Below are 18,103 nucleotides of genomic sequence, written 5' to 3' on the forward strand. Positions count from 1 at the left end.
CAATGGTCCCCGCTTGGGTGGTGGTGGTCGTTTCGCTGGCCTATCTCGGCCTGCTCTTCGGCATCGCCCACCACGGCGACAAGCGGGCCGCGACGGGGCGCAGCCTGATCTCCAGCGGCGTCGTCTACGCGCTGTCGCTCGCCGTCTACGCCACCTCATGGACGTACTACGGCAGCGTCGGGCGGGCCGCGACGCGGGGGCTGGAGTTCCTGACCATCTACCTCGGTCCAGCGCTGGCGATGGCGTGCTCCGCCGTCGTGCTGCGGAAGATGATCAGGGTCAGCAAGCGCTACCGGATCACGTCGCTCTCGGACTTCGCCGCCGCGCGCTACGGCAACAGCAGGCTGCTCGGCGGGCTGGTCGCGCTCATCGCGGTGGTCGGCACCGTGCCGTACATCGCGCTGCAGCTCAAGGCCGTGTCGAGCACGTTCCGCCTCGTATCCGGCGGGGAGGTGTCGACGGCGGGCGTGCCGCCCTACGCCGACACCGCGCTCTACGTCGCGCTGGTGCTCGCCCTCTTCGCCATCCTGTTCGGCACCGGGCACCTGGACGCATCCGAACGCCACGAGGGCATGGTCGCCGCGATCGCGTTCGAGTCGGTGGTCAAGCTCGTCGCCTTCCTCGCCGCAGGCCTCTATGTCACGTTCTGGCTCTTCGGCGGATTCGCCGACCTGTTCGACCGCGCCGCGGCGTCGCCAGCACTCGCGGACGCGATCGACATCGGCGGGTACGCCAACTGGTTCTGGCTGATCGTGCTGTCCGCGTTCGCGGTGCTGCTGCTCCCCCGCCAGTTCCAGATCGGCGTGGTCGAGAACGTCGACGAGCGGCACGTCCGCACGGCCGCCTGGCTGTTCCCCCTCTACCTGCTCGTGATCAACATCTTCGTGGTGCCGATCGCGCTCGCCGGCCTCCTCACGCTCGGCCCCGCGGTCAGCCCGGACACCTACGTGCTCGCGCTGCAGCAGCACAGCGCGCTCGCGCTGCTGGTCTTCATCGGTGGGCTGTCGGCTGCGACCGGGATGGTGATCGTCGAGACGATCGCGCTCTCCACGATGGTGTCGAACTCGCTCGTCATGCCGCTGCTGCTGCGGCGCGCCGGCACGGCCGCCCGCGGCGATCTCGGCAGGCTCGTCCTGACGATCCGCCGCGTCACGATCCTCGTGGTGCTGCTGCTCGGCTTCGGGTTCTTCCGGATCTCCGGGGACGCACTGGGCCTGGTGGACATGGGGCTGGTCTCGTTCGCCGCGGTCGCGCAGTTCGCCCCCGCACTGCTCGGCGGGCTGTGGTGGAAGGGCGCCACCCGCAACGGGGCGCTCGCCGGCCTGGTCGCGGGGATCGCGCTGTGGGCCTACACGCTGCTGCTGCCGGAGCTGGCCAAGACAGGCTGGGTGCCGGCGTCGATCGTGGGCGACGGGCCGTTCGGCATCGCGCTGCTGCGCCCGCAGGAGCTGTTCGGCCTCACCGGGGCGGGCGCGGTCGGCAACGGGGTGTTCTGGAGCCTGCTCGTGAACGTCGTCCTCTTCGTCGGGGTGTCGCTGGCCGGCCGCAGGACACCGGCCGAGACCGGCCACGCGGCGCTGTTCGTCGACATCGAACGCCGGACGCCGGGGCCGGGCACCCGCTTCTACCGCGGCAGCGTGCCGGTGGCGCGGCTGCGCGACCTGCTCGCGCGGTTCGTCGGGACCGAGGCCGCCACGGCACTCGTCGCCGAGCACGGCTCCCGCAGGGGCCCGCCGCTGCCCGACGACGCGCAGGCCGACGCCGAGCTGGTCCGGCGGGTGGAGACCGCGCTCACGGGCGCCGTCGGGCCCGCCGCCGCGCGGGCGCTCGTCGCCTCCGTGGCCGACGAGGAGCCGCTCGGCATGGCCGAGGTGGTCGAGCTGGTCGGCGAGGCGCAGCACCTCCGTGAGCTGGACCGGCTGAAGGACGAGTTCGTCGCCACCGTCACCCACGAGCTGCGCACGCCGCTGACCTCGATCAGGGCGTTCACCGAGATCCTGCGCGACAATCCCGACCTGCCGGCCGCGGAGCGGGCACGCTACCTGGAGATCATGGCGACCGAGACCGAACGGCTGACCAGGATGGTGAACCAGGTGCTCGACCTCGCGCGGCTGGAGTCCGGAAGGGCGGAGTGGCGGCTCACCGACGTCGACCTCGGCTCGGTGATCGACGAGGCCGCCACCGCCACGGCCCAGCTGTTCACCGACAAGCAGGTGGCGCTCGACGTCGACGTGCCGAGCCGGCCCGCGGTCGCCGAGGCCGACCGGGACGGCGTCATGCAGGTCCTGCTCAACCTGCTCTCCAACGCGGCCAAGGCCAGCCCGCCGACGGGCGGCGAGGTGCGGATCAGGCTGCGGACCGACGACGGCGTGGCCCGCATCGACGTCGCCGACAACGGTCCCGGCGTACCGCCGTCCGACCGGGAGCTGATCTTCGACCGGTTCCGGCGGGGCGGGGCAGGCGGCACCGGGCTCGGCCTGGCGATCAGCAGGCGGATCGTCGAGCAGTTCGGTGGCACCCTCCGCGTGTCCGACTGCGGGGGCAACGGCAGGGGCGCCACGTTCACGGTCGGGCTCCCGGCCCTGAGGCGGTAGACCATGTCGCGGATCCTGATCTGTGACGACGAGCCCAACATCGTGGTCTCGCTGGAGTTCCTCATGCGCCAGCAGGGACACGACGTCCGGACGGTCGGCGACGGGGAGGCGGCACTGGCGGCCGTGCCGGAGTTCGACCCCGACCTCGTGCTGCTCGACCTGATGCTCCCCGGCCGGGACGGCTACGAGGTCTGCCAGACGCTGCGCGCCGACGGGTACCGGATGAAGATCCTCATGCTGACCGCGAAGGGGCGTGAGGCCGAGATCGCCAAGGGGCTCGCCGTCGGGGCCGACGACTACGTGACCAAGCCGTTCGGCACCCAGGACCTGGTGGCCCGGGTGCGGCAGCTGCTCGGAGCGGGGCCGTGAGAGCGGCTCGCCTCGGAGCCCTCGCGGCTGCCGTCCTCGCGCCTGCCGTGGTGATCGCCTGCGTCGCGGCGGGGGTCTACTTCAGCGTGTCCCCTGCCGACCAGGCGGTGCTGGCGCGGATGCTGCGCGAGCAGGCGGCCTTCCTCGCGGTCGCCGCGGTGCTGGTGACGCTGGTGGCCGGCCTGCTGCTCGCCGCGGCGCTGCGCCGCTACGTCGCCCCGGCCCGCCGGATGGCGGCCGACGTCCGGGTGGTGCTCGGCGCCAACCCCGACCACCGCGTGACTCCGTCCGGACCGGCCGAGCTGCGCCAACTGGCGACCGCGCTGAACGAGCTGGCGGAGCGGCACGCGGCCGCCCGTCGGGACGTGGCCGAGCACGTGGCGGCCGCGGCGGCCGACCTCGAACGCGAGCGACACCGGCTGGCCGTCCTCATGGGTGTACTGACGGTCGCGGTGCTGGTGTGCGCGGAGGACGGGCGGATCCTGCTCTACAACGCCGCGGCCCGCGACCTGCTCGGCGACGACGTCGGGCTGGGCCGGTCGGTGTTCGGCGTGCTCGATCGCGACCTCGTCGTGCACGGCCTCGCCCGGGTGGACGCGGGATCCGCGCCGCACGAGGCCACGGCCGAACGGGACGGCAGGCCGGTCCGCGTGCGCCTCGCCCGCGTGCCGTCGGATACGGCAGGGTTCGTGCTCGTCTGCGAGGACGCCACCCGCCCCGAGCGGGCCGCCGCCCGGCACGCCGAGCTCCTGGGATCCACGGCCGACCTGGTGCGCGGCGCCGCGGGCAGCATCGGGGCGGCGGCGGGGGCGATCCTCGACTACCCCGACGTTCCCGCGGAGCAGCGCCACCGATTCGTCGAGGTGATAGCGGAGGAGGCGACCCGCCTCGGCGAGGCTGCCGAGCGACTGACGGCCGAGCCGGGCATCGACATGCACGGCTGGGCGGTGGCGGACATCTCGGCACGGGACCTGCTCAGCGCCGTCCTCAGCGCCGTCGCGGCGCGTCCCGGCGGCCCGCGAACCCGCATCGACGAGGCCGCGGAGGACGTCTGGTTCACCGTGAACAGCTTCGCGGTGGCCGACGCGCTCGCCTCCGTGGTCCGGTTGCTGGGTGAGCGGCACGGCGCGACCGATGTCGTGCTCGCGGCCGCGCCGGGCGACGCGGATCTCGGCGCCGTGGACCTGAGCTGGGCGGGCCCGCCGCTGCGGGCGGGCGATCTCGAGCGCGGGGCCGGGGACGTGGCGGGCGTCGTCAGAAGGCACGGCGGTGAGCTGTGGGCCGACGCGCACCACCCACTGGTGCGGGTGCTGCTGCCCCGCTCACCGGCCCCGCCCCGGGCGGCCGGACCGGTGCCCGCAGAGGAGCCGCCGCCCGCGCTCTACGACTTCGAGCTCGAACGGTTCCAGCCCGGACCGGACGCGTGGTCGGAGTGGGAGGCGAGCAGGCTCGACCGCCTGACCTACACCGTGTTCGACACGGAGACGACCGGGTTCGCCCCCGACGAGGGCGACGAGATCGTCTCCATCGGGGCCGTGCGGATCGTGGGCGGCCGGGTGCTGCGCACCGAGACCTTCGAGCGCCTCGTCGACCCGGGCCGGGGCATCCCACCCACGTCGACCGCGGTGCACGGGATCACGCGCGACCTCGTCCGCGGCGCACCCTCCCTGGACGAGGTGCTGCCCGCGTTCGCCGCGTTCGCCTCCGGGAGCGTGCTCGTCGGCCACAACGTGGCGTTCGACATGGCGTTCCTCGCGCCCGCCCAGCGGCGGACCGGGTCGCCGCTCACGGCGCCGCTGCTCGACACCCTGCTCATCGACGGCGTGGTGCACCCCGACCACGAGTCACACACGCTCGAGGCGATGGCCGAGCGCCTCGGGCTCGACCTCGTCGGCAGGCACACCGCGCTGGGCGACGCGCTGCTCACCGGAGAGATCTTCCTCCGCCTGCTGCCGCTGCTCCACGCCCGCGGCGTGCGGACGCTCGGCGAGCTCAGGGCCGCCGCGGCCGCGACCGCCCAGGCCCGCACGAGCGAGCGCCTCTACCGGTCGTGAGTGGATACGCGCGCTATAGCACGCGTATCCACTCACGACGGGTCTCAGTGGGCGATCGGCTTCTCCGAACCCGCGCCGGTGAGCGAGCGGACCTCCATCTCCGCGAACTTGGCCTCGACGACCGGCTGCCTGCCGCCGGCGTAGGTGCCGAGGATGCCCAGCAGGAACGACAGCGGGATCGACACCAGGCCGGGGTTGGCCAGTGGGAAGACGTGGAAGTCCACTCCCCTGATCATCGCGCTCGGGCTCCCGGACACCGCGGGCGAGAAGATGATCAGCAGCACGCAGCTCGCCAGCCCGCCGTAGACGCTCCAGAGCGCACCCGTGGTGTTGAACCGCTTCCAGAACAGCGAGTACAGGATCGTCGGCAGGTTGGCCGACGCCGCGACGGCGAACGCGAGCGCCACCAGGAACGCGATGTTCTGGTTGCGGGCGAGGATGCCGGCGGCGATGGCGATCACCCCGATCACGACCGCGGTGATCCGGGCGACCCGCACCTCCGCGTCCGGCGGCACCTCGCCTGCCTTGATCACGTTGGCGTAGACGTCGTGGGCGAACGACGCCGACGCCGTGATCGTCAGACCGGCCACGACCGCCAGGATCGTGGCGAAGGCGACGGCGGAGATGAACCCCAGCAGCACCTCCCCGCCGAGCTGGTAGGCCAGTAGCGGCGCGGCCGAGTTCGTGCGGCCGGGCGCGTTGGCGATCGTCGTGGCACCGCCGGGCACCAGCGCCGCGGCGCCGTAGCCCAGCACGAGCGTGAACAGGTAGAAGATCCCGATCAGCCAGATCGCCCACACGACCGAGCGTCGAGCCTCCTTCGCCGATGGCACCGTGTAGAAGCGCATCAGGATGTGCGGCAGGCCTGCGGTCCCCAGCACCAGCGCGAGCGACAGCGAGATGAAGTCGATCTTGGCTGTCGCACTCGTCCCGTATTGGAGGCCCGGGCCGAGCAGCTTCTCGCCCAGCTCCTTGGGCTGGGCTCCGGCGGTCTCGAGCACGGGGTTCGCGCTCACCGCCTGGCCGAGGACGGCCGACAGGTTGAAGCCGAACAGGGCGAGCACCCAGACCGTGATCAGGGCGGTGCCGGTCAACAGCAGCGCCGCCTTGATGATCTGCACCCACGTGGTGCCCTTCATGCCGCCCACGAGCACGTAGGTGATCATCAGGATGCCGACGAGCGCGATCACCAGGCCCTGGCCCAACGTGTTCGAGTTGGGGATCTTCAGCAGCAGCGCGATCAGCGCACCCGCACCGGCCATCTGGGCGAGCAGGTAGAAGAACGACACGACAAGCGTCGACGTGGCGGCGGCCGCGCGGACCGGACGCTGACGCATCCGGAAGCTCAGCACGTCGCCCATCGTGTACTTGCCGGTGTTCCGCAGCAGTTCCGCCACCAGGAGCAGCGCGACCAGCCATGCGACCAGGAAGCCGATCGAGTACAGGAAGCCGTCGTAGCCGTTGACGGCGATGGCTCCCGCGATGCCGAGGAACGACGCGGCGGACAGGTAGTCACCGGAGATGGCAATGCCGTTCTGGGGGCCCGTGAACGAGCGGCCCGCGGCGTAGTAGTCGGCCGCGGTCTTCGTGGCACGGCTGGCCCGGAACACCACCACCAGCGTGATGACGACGAACAAGGCGAAAGTGCCGATGTTCAGCAGCGGGTTGCCGACGCTCGCCGGCGCGGCGCCCTGCGCGAGGTAGCCCATCACGCCTCTCCTTCCTCGATCAGCTCGCGCAGCTTCGCGCCGGCGGGATCGAGGTGCCGGTTCGCGTAGCGGACGTAGACGGTGGTGATGGCGAACGTCGAGACGAACTGCAGTAGCCCGATCACGAGCCCGACGTTGATGTTGCCGACCAGCTTGGTGGCCATGAACGCCGGCGCGTAGCTGGCCAGCAGCACGTACAGCAGGTACCAGAGCAGGAAGGCCACGCTCATGGGAAAGACGAAGCGGCGCAGCCGGTGCCGCAGATCCTGGAACTCCGGAGTCCGCTGCACCTCCTCGTAGACGGTGGGTACCGGCCCCTCGGCCGGTTGATCGATGTCGGCCATGGTGCCTCCTTCGCACCTTGCTCCAGCGCACATGCGCGGTGTGGGGTACCCACGAACGGGGGAGCGTGCACGGGAAGTAGTGCGCAAATGCACATGGTCCCCGTCGGGGCGCCGGGCGGCCGGGAGGGCTAGCCTGCCCCCGTGTCTTCGTCGACCTCCTCCCCCGTCACCGTCACCGTCACCGGGGCAGCCGGCCAGATCGGCTACGCGCTGCTGTTCCGGATCGCCTCGGGCCAGCTTCTCGGGCCCGACACGCCGGTCCGGCTGCGCCTGCTGGAGATCCCGCAGGCGGTCAAGGCCGCCGAGGGCACGGCGATGGAGCTCGACGACTGCGCCTTCCCGCTGCTCACCGGCACCGACATCACCGACGACGCCAACGTCGCGTTCGACGGCGTGAATGTCGCCCTTCTCGTCGGCGCCCGCCCGCGCACCAAGGGGATGGAGCGCGGCGACCTCCTCGAGGCCAACGGCGGGATCTTCGCCCCGCAGGGCAAGGCGATCAACGACAACGCCGCCGACGACGTGCGCGTCCTCGTCGTGGGCAACCCGGCCAACACCAACGCCCTGATCGCGCAGTCCGCCGCGCCGGACGTGCCCGCCGAGCGGTTCACCGCCATGACCAGGCTCGACCACAACCGCGCGATCGCCCAGCTGGCCAAGAAGCTCGACGTGCCGGTCACCGAGATCCGCCGGATGACGATCTGGGGCAACCACTCGGCCACCCAGTACCCCGACCTCTTCCACGCCGAGGTCGGCGGCAAGACCGCGGCCGAGCAGGTCGACGAGTCCTGGCTGCGCGACGACTTCATCCCCACCGTCGCCAAGCGCGGCGCCGCGATCATCGAGGCGCGCGGCGCGTCGTCGGCGGCGTCGGCGGCCAACGCGGCGATCGACCATGTGTACGACTGGGTGAACGGCACCGCCGACGGCGACTGGACCTCCGCCGCCATCCCGTCCGACGGCTCCTACGGCGTGGCCGAGGGCATCATCTCGAGCTTCCCGGTGACGTCGAAGAACGGGAAGTGGGAGATCGTCCAGGGCCTGGACATCGACGAGTTCTCCCGCGGCCGGATCGACGCCTCCGTCGCCGAGCTGGTCGAGGAGCGCGAGGCCGTGAAGGGCCTCGGCCTGCTCTGAGGGTCAGATCGGGAAGAAGAGACGCCGGAACCGGTCCGCGACGGCCAGATCGCCGCGGACCGTTCCGCCGCGGAGCCGCCCGTAGGACGCCAGCACGAGCGTGCCCGGGTCGAACTCCAGTACCGCGCGCACGTCGGACAGGTCCGCCAACGCGTACGTGAGGCCCTCCGGGCCGCAGTCGAACCGGTAGTCGCCCGCGTTCGCCCCGGACGTCACCCGGACGCCCACCGCGAACGGCTGGGCGAGCTCCGACGTCAGCGCCGTGGACTGCCACACGATGAGCGCCACGGGTACCAGCAGGTCGGCGGCCTCCCCGGCGAGCGGGCGGGCCGCGTCCGTGCGCTCCCGAATGTCCCAGCCGTGGACGGTGTAGTCGACGAGCTGGAAGACCGGGTAGCAGCAGGCGGGCAGCGGGCCCATGTACGGGTGCGGCACCATCAAACCGGTCCACTCCTCGTCGGTGAGACCGTCGCTGATCTCCAACATCCGCTCGAAGTCCTCGTGAACGCGCTTGAGCGCGTCCTCCTTGCCTAGGCCGCGGAAGGCGCGCGCATGCTCGTCGAGCCGCTCGGCCATCACCGGGAGTCCGAGTGCACCGGGCGCCTCGGTGCCGGCGCGGGCGTGGTCGAAGCCGATGAAGTAGCCCTCTGTCACGTCGATCATGTGCCCGACGTGGTCGCGCACCTGCCATCTCTCGCAGGCCGTCGGCGCCTCCCACTCCGTGTTCGCCGCCAGCTCGAAGAACGAGGCCGCCTCGGCGCGCACCGCGCGCATGAGGTTGCTGCGGCTCGCCGGGTCCATGAAGTTCCACTCACCGCTCATGGCGGAGCACCATGGACCCGCCAAGTTGCACGGTCAACCACTAGCCGGGTGACGGGTCGCTGGGGCGGCGACACGGCATGGCGGTGCTGGAGATCGACTGAGTCTCGACCGCACCCGGGGAGGGCTCCCGGGCCGCGTCGCTACCGTCCGCCTCGAACGGGGACGGGCCGACGAGGGGGGCGGAATGACGTCTGTTCAGGAACTCGACCTGCCGATGGGATGGGAGCCCGCGAGCCGGTCCCGCACGTACGCGCTGGTGGCCCTGACGGCGCCGTTCAGCCTCATCGTGCTCACCGTGAGCGCGCTCGGGCTCACCGGCCCGACCGTCGAGGGGCGACTGTTCGCATCTGCATTCTTCCTCGTCGGGATCGGGTTCGCCGGTGGTACCTGGGCGATCTGGCGACGCGGGCGGCCCGGTTCGGGGGTGCGCGGCGTCGAGCTCGCCAAAACCGACGACGGGACGCCCGTGCTGCGGATCCGCCGGCCGCGCATCCTGCAGGTCACCACCACGTTCATCGTGCTGTGCTTCGGGGCGGGCGCCGTGGTGATCGGAGCCGGTCCACTGATCACGGGCGGGACCCCGGCCGTGGTGTTCCTGTTGTGCGGGGCGTACTTCGTGGTGATGCCGCTCGTCATGCTGGCCTGGGGTGTCCCGGAGATCCGCCTCGACGAGCGAGGGGTGTTGGCCCGCGGCGGCGGGAGGCGCAGCACCGTCGCGTGGGACGACGTGGTGGGCCTGTACGGGATCGAGACGCGGCACGAGCGACGGCTCGTCATCGCCGCGCTCGACGTGAAGTGGCAGGCCGAGCGGTTCTACTGGACGACGCCTGCGCGGCGGCGGCGGAACGCCGAGCAGATCGAGATCGTGACCGAGCAGTTCGGCGTCGCCCCCGTGCTGCTGTACCACCTGCTGCGCTTCTACCACGAGAACCCGGCCGCCCGGGCCGAGCTCGGTCGCAGGGAGGCGCTGCGGCGCCTCCACGACGCCCGGTTCCCCGCCTGACGGTCATCGTCCGGCGCTGCCCACCATCGGAGCGACGACGTCGAAGTTGCCTTCGCCGAGCTTCTCGGTCAGGGTCCGGACCACCGCTCGCGGGTTGTCGTGCGGACCCTGCACGAAGAGCGGCCTTCCGTCCCCACTAGCAGCTCCGCCGGCCCGGCCCAGGCATCGACACGTCACCAGCCGTAGAAGACTCGTTCCACCACCGCGCGGGCGCGGCGGGTGGCACGGCGGTAGTCGTCGAGGAAGACGCCGGGGTCGCCGCCGGGCGGGTAGCCGAGTGCGGAGGCCACCGCCGCGAGCTCCCGGCCCGAGCGGGGCAGCTGGTCGCCGGGCTTGCCCTTGACGAGCATCACGGCGTTGCGGGCGCGCGTGGCCATCCGCCAGCCGGTGGTCAGCTCGTCGGCGTCCTCCCGCCGCAGGAGCCCGGCCTCCGCTGCCTCCTGCAGCCCTTCGAGGGTCGATGTCGTGCGCAGCTCGGGCACGTCGCCCGCGTGCTGCATCTGCAGCAGCTGGACGGTCCACTCGACGTCGGCCAGCCCGCCGTGACCGAGCTTGGTGTGCGTGCCGCGGTCGGCGCCGCGGGGCAGCCGTTCCTCGTCGACGCGGGCCTTGATCCGCCGGATCTCGGTGACGGTCGCCGCGTCGATACCGGCGGCCGGGTACCGGATCGGGTCGACCATGTGCAGGAAGCGCCTGCCGAGGCCGGGGTCGCCCGCCACGGCGCTCGCGCGCAGCAGCGCCTGCGCCTCCCACGGCTCCGACCAGCGCGCGTAGTAGGCGCGGTAGGACTCCAGCGTCCGGACCAGTGGACCGGACCGGCCTTCGGGGCGCAGGTCGGCGTCGACGACGAGCGCGGGGTCGGGGGTGGGCGCGGCGAGCTTGCGCCGGACCGTCTCGGCGATGCCCGTTGCCCACTTCGCGGCCTCGTGATCGGAGGCGCCGCTAACAGGCTCGCAGACGAAGATCACGTCGGCGTCGCTGCCGTACCCGAGCTCGGCCCCGCCGAGCCGCCCCATCCCGATGACGGCGAGCCGCGCGGGCACCGGTTCGGGGACCGACCGCAGGACCACGTCCAGCGTGGCCTGCAGCACCGCGACCCACACCGAGCTGAGCGCCGCGCACACCTCCTCGACGTCGAGGAGGCCGAGCAGGTCGGCGGACGCCACCCGCAGCAGCTCGTGCCTGCGCAGTGATCGTGCGGTGGCGGCGGCGCCGTCCAGATCGTGCTGCCGGGAGACGGTGGTGCGCAGCGCCGCGGCGAAGTCGGCTGGGTCGCGGCGCAGCTCGTCGGCCTGCCCCGCCACGGGCGCGACGAGCAGCCGCAGTACCTCCGGCGCGCGCACCAGCAGGTCCGGCACCAGCGCCGACGTTCCGAGCAGGCGCATCAGCCGCTCCGCCACGAGGCCCTCGTCGCGCAGCAGCCGCAGGTACCACGGGGTCTCGGCGAGCGCCTCCGACACCCGCCGGTACGCCAGCAGCCCGCGATCGGGGTCGGGGCTCCCCGCCAGCTCGTCGAGCAGCACGGGGAGGAGCGTCTGCTGGATCGCGGCCGCCCGCGAGACACCAGACATGAGGGCCCGCAGGTGGCCGAGCGCCCCCTCGGGTGATGCCCAGCCCAGCGCGGCGAGGCGGGCGGCCGCCGCCTTCTCCGACAGCCGGGCGCTGTCGACCGGCAGCCTCGACACGGCCGTCAGGAGCGGCCGGTAGAACAGCTTCTGGTGCAGCCGCCGTACCCGCAGCACGGTCCGTGACCAGTCGGCGTTCAGCACGCCCACCACGTCGCGCCGCCCATCGGGCCGCAGCCCGGCCGCTCGGGCGAGCCAGCGCCGCCCGTCGGTGTCGTCCTCGGCGGGCATGAGGTGCGTGCGCAGCATCCGCTGCAGCTGCAGCCGGTGTTCGAGGAGGCGCAGGAACCGGTAGGACGCGGCCAGGTTGGCCCCGTCGTCGCGGCCGACGTAACCACCGCGGGCGAGCGCCGTGAGCGCCTCGAGGGTGGAGGAGGACCGCAGCGCCTCATCGGTGCGGCCGTGCACGAGCTGCAGCAGCTGCACGGCGAACTCGACGTCGCGCAGCCCACCCGCGCCGAGCTTGAGCTCGCGCTCGGCGTGGTCGGGGCGGATGTGCTCCTCCACCCGGCGGCGCATCGCCTGCACGTCGGCGACGAAGTCGGCACGGCCGGCTGCGCTCCACACCAGCGGGGCGACGGCGTCGGCGTACGCGGCGCCCAGCTCGGGGTCGCCCGCCACCGGCCGCGCCTTGAGCAGCGCCTGGAACTCCCAGGTCTTCGCCCACCGCTTGTAGTACGAGACGTGCCCGTCGAGCGTGCGGACCAGCGCCCCCTGCCGGCCCTCCGGCCGCAGGTTCGCGTCCACCTGGAAGCAGGCGTCCCCCGCGATGCGCATGAGCCGGCTGGCCAGCCGGGTGGTCCGCTGGTCGGCCGGTTCCGCGACGAACACGACGTCGACGTCGCTCACGTAGTTCAGCTCGCGCCCGCCGCACTTGCCCATCGCGATCACGGCGAGCCTGCCGTCCGTGTTGCTCTCGGCCACGGCGACGGCGTGCGCCGCCTGCAGTGCGGCGGCGGCGAGGTCGGAGAGCTGGGCGGCCACATCGGCGACGTCGAGCACGGGCAGGTCCGGCTCCCCGACGGCCGCGAGATCGGCGGCCGCCAGCACCAGCACCTCGTCGCGGTACGCCGCCCGCAGCGCGGTGACGGCCTCGGCACCGGTGAGCACGTCCGCCCCGGCCCCGACCGCGCGCAGGATCGCCTCCCGCGCCCCCTCCCCCGGCGCCGGCGCCGCCCCGGTGAGCCGGTGCCACCGGTCGGGGTGGGCCACCAGGTGGTCGGCCAACGCCGTGGAGCTCCCGAGCAGCGAGAGCAGGCGCCCCCGCAACACCTGGTCGGTGCGCAGTGCCGCGTCCAGCTCCTCGCGGTCCGGCACGGAGTTCACCAGGCGTTCCGCGGCACGCAGCGCGAGGTCGGGGTCGGGGCTGCGCCCGAGCGCCCACATGATCGCCTCGGCGCCCGCGGCCGGCTTGTCCCCCGCCCACCAGCCCAGCTCGGTGGCCGTGGCCTCCGCCCGCGGTTCCGTGAGCCCCAGCCGTGCGAGCGAGGTACCGGTGCGAGTCACAGAGGTTGATCCTGCCACCCGCGAGTCGCGGTCTGGGTGTACGCGAGTCGCGGTCTCCGTGCGCGTTCAGGCCGCGACCGCGGGCGGCGCCGCGTCGGTCATCGCGCACCCCCGTCGAGCTGCCCTGCGTCGATGTGCCCTGCGTCGATGTGTACGGCGTCGATGTGTACGGCGCCGAGGATCGTGCGAGTACCCGGGTCGGTGACCCCGGCGGCCCGCCATGCCGCACGCAGATCGGGGCTGGTCATGTGCTCACGGGCCTTCGCCATGTCGGCGAACTCGAAGAGCACGACGACCTCGTGCGGGTCCTCGAGGTTGCGGAACAGGGCGGTGCTGCGGCAGCTCGCCGCGGTACGGGCGGGCGCAAGGCGGTCGAACACCTCCTTCCAGCGGTCGAACTCCTCGATGCGCTGCTGGACGAGCAGGTGCGGCATGATCGCTCCCTCGATTTGCCAACGACTGTTGGCAACAACCGTAGGCGACGTCCCGCGATTTGCCAACACTCGTTGGCTAAAATCTGGTCATGGCGTTCACCGACCGCTCACTCCCGGCCCGCGAGGCGATCCTCGGCGCGGCCCGCACCCGCTTCGCCACCGACGGGTACGACCGGGCCACCGTGCGCGCGATCGCGGCCGACGCGGGCGTCGACCCGTCGATGGTGATGCGGTACTTCGGCAGCAAGCGGCAGCTGTTCGCCCGCACCGCGGAGTTCGACCTCCGCCTCCCCGACCTCACCGAGGTCCCGCCCGAGCAGGCCGGTCGCGTGCTCGCCGCTCACCTGCTCGACCGCTGGGACGGCGACGAGGCACTGCAGATCCTGCTGCGTACCGCCGCCACCGACGACGACGCCGCCGACCGGATGCGGGCGATCTTCGCCGGGCAGCTGGCCCCGCAGATCGCCACGCTGACCGGCGACCCGGACGGCGCTGCCACCCGCGCGGGCCTCGTCGCCACCCAGGCCCTCGGCACGGCTCTGTGCCGCTACGTGCTGCGGCTGCCGCCGGTCGTCGCCATGACGCGGGACGAGATCGTCACGTGGATCGCACCCACCCTCCAGCGCTACCTGACGGGACCCCCCTGATGATCAGGCGCCCGGACGGGGCACGTGTCGGCACAAGGTCATCACAACCCGGGTGGCAGGCTCTGCGCTTGTGTCCTGGCTGCTCGACGCGCCGCTCCTGAGCGGCCCCCTCCAGGTCGCCGTCGGCGCTGCCGGGGTGGCCGGGGCGCTGTTCCTCGTCCTCCGGCGCTCCCACCGCTGGTGGACGCGGACGGTGCCCGCCGTGCTCCTCGCCGCCGGCGCCGTGACCGCGCTGCTGGCGGTGCTGGTCGACCAGGTGTGGCAACCGTTCCCGGACGACGTGCCGCTGCCCGTACTGCTCCTCGGCGGCGCCGTGCTCGCGGCGCTCGGGCTGGCCGCGCTGGGAATGCGCGCGCGGAGCTGGCCAGGCCGGACCGTCGCGGTGGTGGCAGTTCTGCTGGTGGTGCTGGGGTCGCTGCAGGGGATGAACGTCGTGTACCGGGAGTACCCGACGCTCCGCACCGCGCTGGGGCTCCCGGCCGTCGACGAGATCCCGTTCACGCAGGTCCCGCTGCGCGAGCAGGTCATCGGCGCCCGGTCGGGGCTGCCGCTGTCGGCGATCTGGCACGCTCCCGCCGGGATGCCCGCCACCGGCGTCGTCACCGAGGTGACGATCCCGGCCACCGTGTCGGGCTTCGCCGCGCGGTCCGCGTGGCTGTACCTGCCGCCGGCCTACCTGTCCCGGCCCAGGGCGCAGCTGCCGGTGCTCGTGCTGCTGTCCGGCCAGCCGGGGTCACCCGACGACTGGCTGAACGGCGGCCGGCTCGCCGAGCGCATGGACGCCTTCGCGGCCGCCCACGACGGTCTCGCCCCGGTGGTCGTGATGCCCGACCACCTCGGCGACCCGCTGAACAACCCGCTGTGCATGGACTCCCGGCTCGGCAACGTGGCCACCTACCTGTCGGTCGACGTCCCCGCGTGGATCCGCGACACCCTCCAGGTCGATCCGAAGCCGTCCGGCTGGGCGATCGGTGGGTTCTCGAACGGCGGCACCTGCTCGTTGCAGATGGCCGTGAACGCGCCGCAGGTGTACCCCACGTTCGTGGACATCTCCGGCGAGGACGAACCGACGCTCGGCGACCGCGCCGACTCCGTCCAGGCCGCATTCGGCGGGGACGAGGCAGCGTTCACGGCCGTCAACCCGCTCGACGTGATGGCGAAGCGGAAGTTCCCCGGCACCGCGGGCTTCCTCGTGGCCGGCCTGCAGGACGCCGAGTACCTGCCCGAGGCACAGCGGGTGTTCCCGGCCTGCCAGGCGGCCGGCATGGACGTACGGCTGGATCTGAAGCCCGGCGGGCACACCTGGGAGGTGTGGGGCCCCGGTCTGGACGACGCACTCCCCTGGCTCACCACCCGGCTGGGGATGACGCCGTGAACGGACTGCTCGGGCTCACCCGGTCCCTGGTGCGGGTGATCCGGCGGGCGCCGCTCTCCGTCGCGTTCGTCGCGATGGTCTGGGCGTACGGGCTCGCCACCCGCAGCCTCCCGGGCGGACCGAACGACCGGCTGATGGAGCACGTCGGCACCGGCGTCGGCCCGCTCGCGGCCGGCCGCTGGTGGACCCCGCTCTCGGCGATGCTCTGGTGGGGCACGATCGGCGCGGCCGTCGCGACGACCGCGCTCGTGCTGCTCGGCGGGGCGCTCGCCGAGCACCGGATCGGGGTGCTCCGCACGGCCGCGCTGCTGGTCGGCACCCAGGTCGCCGGCACGCTGGTCGCGCTCGGGCTCGTCGCGGCCGGGGCCGAGATCAGGGGCGGTGGCTGGCCGAGCGACCTCGCCGCCCAGGTGGTCGTCGGCGCCGCGCCAGGGGCCGTCGGGCTCGTTCTCGCGGTGAGCGGCACGCTGTCGGCCTTGTGGCGGCGCAGGCTGCGGCTGCTGATGCTCGCCGCGATGGCGATGCTCGTGGCGTACTCCGGCGAGCTGCCCGAGGTCATCATGCTCTGCTCCGGACTCGTGGGGCTCGCGGCGGGACGGCTGCTCGGCCGGCCAGAACGGCACCCCGGCCCGGCCAGCCGCACCGAGGTGCGGGTGCTCGTCGCGCTGGTGGTGGCCGCGTCGGCCGTCGGCCCGCTCGTCGCCGCGATCGCCCACGCCCCGATCGGCCCGCTCTCGGTGCTGCAGTTCGTGGTGCTCTCCCCACCGCCGGACGCCGTGACCGTGCAACAGATCTGCGCCACCGCCGACGCCGACCTCTGCCGGGACCTCCAGGCACAGCTGCGGCTGTCCGGGATCGGCCCCGCGCTGGCGTCCGTGATCCCGGTGCTGCTGCTCCTCGTGGTCGCCGACGGGCTGCGCCGCGGCAGGCGGGCCGCCCTCGTGGTCGGCATCGCGCTGAACCTCGGGCTCGCCGCGCTCGGCGTGCTGCTCGCCGTGCTGGTGGTGTCCAGGCCGGTCGAGCAGCTGATGGTCTACCAGGCCGCGCCCGGCGCCCGCCGGATACTGGCCTTGACGCTGCCGCCGCTCCTGCCGCTCGCCGTGGCCGTGCTGCTGTGGTGGACGCGCGACCGGTTCGCGGTGCGCGCCCCCAGCGGCACCTACCGGAAGCTGCTGGTCACCTCGTCGACCGTGCTCGCGGCCGTCAGCGCGACGTACGTGCTGCTCGGTGCCGCGATCGCCGACCAGTTCGACCGGCCGCCCACGATCGGGCAGCTGCTGGCGGACCTGCCGCTACGCTTCCTGCCGCCGGGCTACCTCGGCGAGGTCGACCCGGACTTCCTGCCGCAGGGGTACCTCGCCACCCTCCTGTTCGAGTGGACCGGCGTCGTGTTCTGGCTGGTCGTGGCCGGCGGGTTGCTCGCGACGTTCCGCCGCCCGCGCGCCGACCCCGAGGCCCTCGACGCCGAGCGGGCCAGGGAGCTCGCGCGCCGCGGCGGCTCCAACCTCGGCTGGCTCACGACGTGGCCCGGCAACTCCTACTGGTTCGACGCCCGCGGCGAGGCGGCCATCGCCCACCGCGTGATCGGCTCCGTCGCACTCACCACGGCCGACCCGATCGGCACGCCCACGGGCGACACGGTCGCCGAGTTCGCCGCGTTCTGCCACGAGCGCGGCTGGACACCCGCGCTCTACAGCGTCACCGACGACACCCGGAAGGCGTGCGAGGCGCTGGGCTGGAGCTCGGTGCAGGTGGCCGAGGAGACCGTGCTCCCGCTGCCCGACCTGGCCTTCACCGGCAAGAAGTGGCAGGACGTCCGCACCGCCCTGAACCGCGCCATGAAGGCCGGGATCACCGCCGAGTGGACCCGCTACGCCGACGCCCCGCTCGCCCTCACCGACCAGATCCGGGCGATCAGCGAGGAATGGGTCGCCGACAAGGGCCTCCCCGAGATGGGCTTCACGCTCGGCGGCCTCGACGAGCTCGCCGACCCCGAGGTGCGCTGCCTGCTCGCCGTCGACGCCGACCGCACCGTCCACGGCGTCACCAGCTGGCTGCCCGTGCACCGCGACGGCGAGACCGTCGGCTGGACCCTGGACTTCATGCGCCGCCGCGAGACCGGCTTCCGCGGCGTCATGGAGTTCCTCATCGCCTCGGCCGTGCAGCGGTTCCAGGAGGAGGACACGCAGTTCCTCAGCCTGTCCGGGGCCCCGCTCGCCCGCCTCGACCGCGGCGAGCAGCCCGCCGCACTTCAGCGCCTCCTCGACGTCATCGGCCACGCCCTCGAACCGGTCTACGGGTTCCGCTCGCTACTCGCGTTCAAGGCGAAGTTCCAGCCGGAGTACCGCCCGCTGCACCTGTGCTACCCCGACCCGGCGGCCCTCCCGGCCATCGGCCTGGCGATCGCCCGCGCCTACCTGCCGGAGGTGACGGCCAGACAGTCCGCACGCCTGCTGTCGCGCCTGCGCTGAGGCCCGCGGGCGG

Annotated in this window: 13 protein-coding genes; 8 read left to right on the forward strand and 5 right to left on the reverse strand. The window is 72.9% G+C overall.

The window, feature by feature from the left end:
• Positions 1–2: 2 nt before the first annotated feature.
• From K1T35_RS33615 to K1T35_RS33625, 3 genes are read left to right on the forward strand one after another with little or no spacing between them, the layout of a single operon-like run.
• A complete protein-coding gene (locus tag K1T35_RS33615; RefSeq protein ID WP_220255780.1) occupies positions 3–2,594 on the forward strand; it encodes a sensor histidine kinase in 2,592 nt (863 codons plus the stop codon).
• A 3-nt stretch (positions 2,595–2,597) separates the two neighbouring features.
• Complete coding sequence (locus K1T35_RS33620; protein ID WP_220255781.1) at positions 2,598–2,963, forward strand: response regulator transcription factor; 366 nt, start codon at positions 2,598–2,600, stop codon at positions 2,961–2,963.
• Entirely contained in the window at positions 2,960–5,017 is a 2,058-nt protein-coding gene (locus tag K1T35_RS33625; protein WP_220255782.1) for an exonuclease domain-containing protein, read from the forward strand. Before K1T35_RS33620 ends, K1T35_RS33625 begins: the two co-directional genes overlap by 4 nt.
• A gap of 44 nt (positions 5,018–5,061) precedes the next feature.
• Here the strand turns inward: K1T35_RS33625 and K1T35_RS33630 are convergent, their stop codons facing one another.
• Both K1T35_RS33630 and K1T35_RS33635 read right to left on the reverse strand, forming a co-directional pair.
• A complete protein-coding gene (locus tag K1T35_RS33630; RefSeq protein ID WP_220255783.1) occupies positions 5,062–6,726 on the reverse strand; it encodes a cation acetate symporter in 1,665 nt (554 codons plus the stop codon).
• Positions 6,726–7,070 (reverse strand): DUF485 domain-containing protein, encoded by a 345-nt coding sequence (locus tag K1T35_RS33635; RefSeq protein ID WP_220255784.1) that lies wholly within the window; start codon positions 7,068–7,070, stop codon positions 6,726–6,728. The genes K1T35_RS33630 and K1T35_RS33635 overlap by 1 nt, the downstream gene beginning before the upstream one ends.
• A gap of 141 nt (positions 7,071–7,211) precedes the next feature.
• Here K1T35_RS33635 and K1T35_RS33640 point away from each other — a divergent pair, with 141 nt between their 5' ends.
• On the forward strand, positions 7,212–8,207 hold the full coding sequence (locus K1T35_RS33640) for a malate dehydrogenase (RefSeq protein WP_220255785.1): 996 nt from the start codon (positions 7,212–7,214) through the stop codon (positions 8,205–8,207).
• A gap of 3 nt (positions 8,208–8,210) precedes the next feature.
• Here the strand turns inward: K1T35_RS33640 and K1T35_RS33645 are convergent, their stop codons facing one another.
• Entirely contained in the window at positions 8,211–9,029 is an 819-nt protein-coding gene (locus K1T35_RS33645) for a maleylpyruvate isomerase N-terminal domain-containing protein (RefSeq protein ID WP_220255786.1), read from the reverse strand.
• 184 nt (positions 9,030–9,213) lie between these two features.
• On the opposite strand from K1T35_RS33645, the gene K1T35_RS33650 reads away from it, so the two are divergent.
• Positions 9,214–10,032 (forward strand): hypothetical protein, encoded by an 819-nt coding sequence (locus K1T35_RS33650; protein WP_220255787.1) that lies wholly within the window; start codon positions 9,214–9,216, stop codon positions 10,030–10,032.
• Between the two features lie 173 nt (positions 10,033–10,205).
• Here the strand turns inward: K1T35_RS33650 and K1T35_RS33655 are convergent, their stop codons facing one another.
• Together K1T35_RS33655 and K1T35_RS33660 are read right to left on the reverse strand one after the other, a co-directional pair.
• On the reverse strand, positions 10,206–13,163 hold the full coding sequence (locus K1T35_RS33655) for a bifunctional [glutamine synthetase] adenylyltransferase/[glutamine synthetase]-adenylyl-L-tyrosine phosphorylase (protein WP_220255788.1): 2,958 nt from the start codon (positions 13,161–13,163) through the stop codon (positions 10,206–10,208).
• 98 nt (positions 13,164–13,261) lie between these two features.
• The gene (locus K1T35_RS33660) at positions 13,262–13,597 is read right to left on the reverse strand and encodes an antibiotic biosynthesis monooxygenase (protein ID WP_220255789.1); all 336 of its coding nucleotides are present in this window, start codon (positions 13,595–13,597) and stop codon (positions 13,262–13,264) included.
• Positions 13,598–13,686: 89 nt separating this feature from the next.
• Between K1T35_RS33660 and K1T35_RS33665 the strand changes: the two genes are divergently transcribed.
• From K1T35_RS33665 to K1T35_RS33675, 3 genes are all read left to right on the forward strand, one after another.
• On the forward strand, positions 13,687–14,244 hold the full coding sequence (locus tag K1T35_RS33665) for a TetR family transcriptional regulator (RefSeq protein WP_220255790.1): 558 nt from the start codon (positions 13,687–13,689) through the stop codon (positions 14,242–14,244).
• 70 nt (positions 14,245–14,314) lie between these two features.
• On the forward strand, positions 14,315–15,619 hold the full coding sequence (locus tag K1T35_RS33670) for an alpha/beta hydrolase family protein (protein WP_220255791.1): 1,305 nt from the start codon (positions 14,315–14,317) through the stop codon (positions 15,617–15,619).
• Positions 15,616–18,090 carry a bifunctional lysylphosphatidylglycerol flippase/synthetase MprF gene (locus K1T35_RS33675; protein WP_220255792.1) on the forward strand — a complete coding sequence of 825 codons (2,475 nt, stop codon included), beginning with the start codon at positions 15,616–15,618 and terminating at the stop codon, positions 18,088–18,090. The genes K1T35_RS33670 and K1T35_RS33675 overlap by 4 nt, the downstream gene beginning before the upstream one ends.
• The last annotated feature ends 13 nt before the right edge of the window (positions 18,091–18,103 follow it).

The sequence above is a fragment of the Pseudonocardia sp. DSM 110487 genome, from assembly GCF_019468565.1.
Lineage (GTDB): Bacteria > Actinomycetota > Actinomycetes > Mycobacteriales > Pseudonocardiaceae > Pseudonocardia.

Excerpts from the sequence above, each read along its gene's own strand:
- K1T35_RS33615 (WP_220255780.1), top strand. The coding sequence starts at position 3 with ATGGTCCCCGCTTGGGTGGTGGTGGTCGTTTCGCTGGCCTATCTCGGC.
- K1T35_RS33620 (WP_220255781.1), top strand. The coding sequence starts at position 2,598 with ATGTCGCGGATCCTGATCTGTGACGACGAGCCCAACATCGTGGTCTCG.
- K1T35_RS33630 (WP_220255783.1), bottom strand. The coding sequence starts at position 6,726 with ATGGGCTACCTCGCGCAGGGCGCCGCGCCGGCGAGCGTCGGCAACCCG.
- K1T35_RS33635 (WP_220255784.1), bottom strand. The coding sequence starts at position 7,070 with ATGGCCGACATCGATCAACCGGCCGAGGGGCCGGTACCCACCGTCTAC.
- K1T35_RS33645 (WP_220255786.1), bottom strand. The coding sequence starts at position 9,029 with ATGAGCGGTGAGTGGAACTTCATGGACCCGGCGAGCCGCAGCAACCTC.
- K1T35_RS33650 (WP_220255787.1), top strand. The coding sequence starts at position 9,214 with ATGACGTCTGTTCAGGAACTCGACCTGCCGATGGGATGGGAGCCCGCG.
- K1T35_RS33660 (WP_220255789.1), bottom strand. The coding sequence starts at position 13,597 with ATGCCGCACCTGCTCGTCCAGCAGCGCATCGAGGAGTTCGACCGCTGG.
- K1T35_RS33665 (WP_220255790.1), top strand. The coding sequence starts at position 13,687 with ATGGCGTTCACCGACCGCTCACTCCCGGCCCGCGAGGCGATCCTCGGC.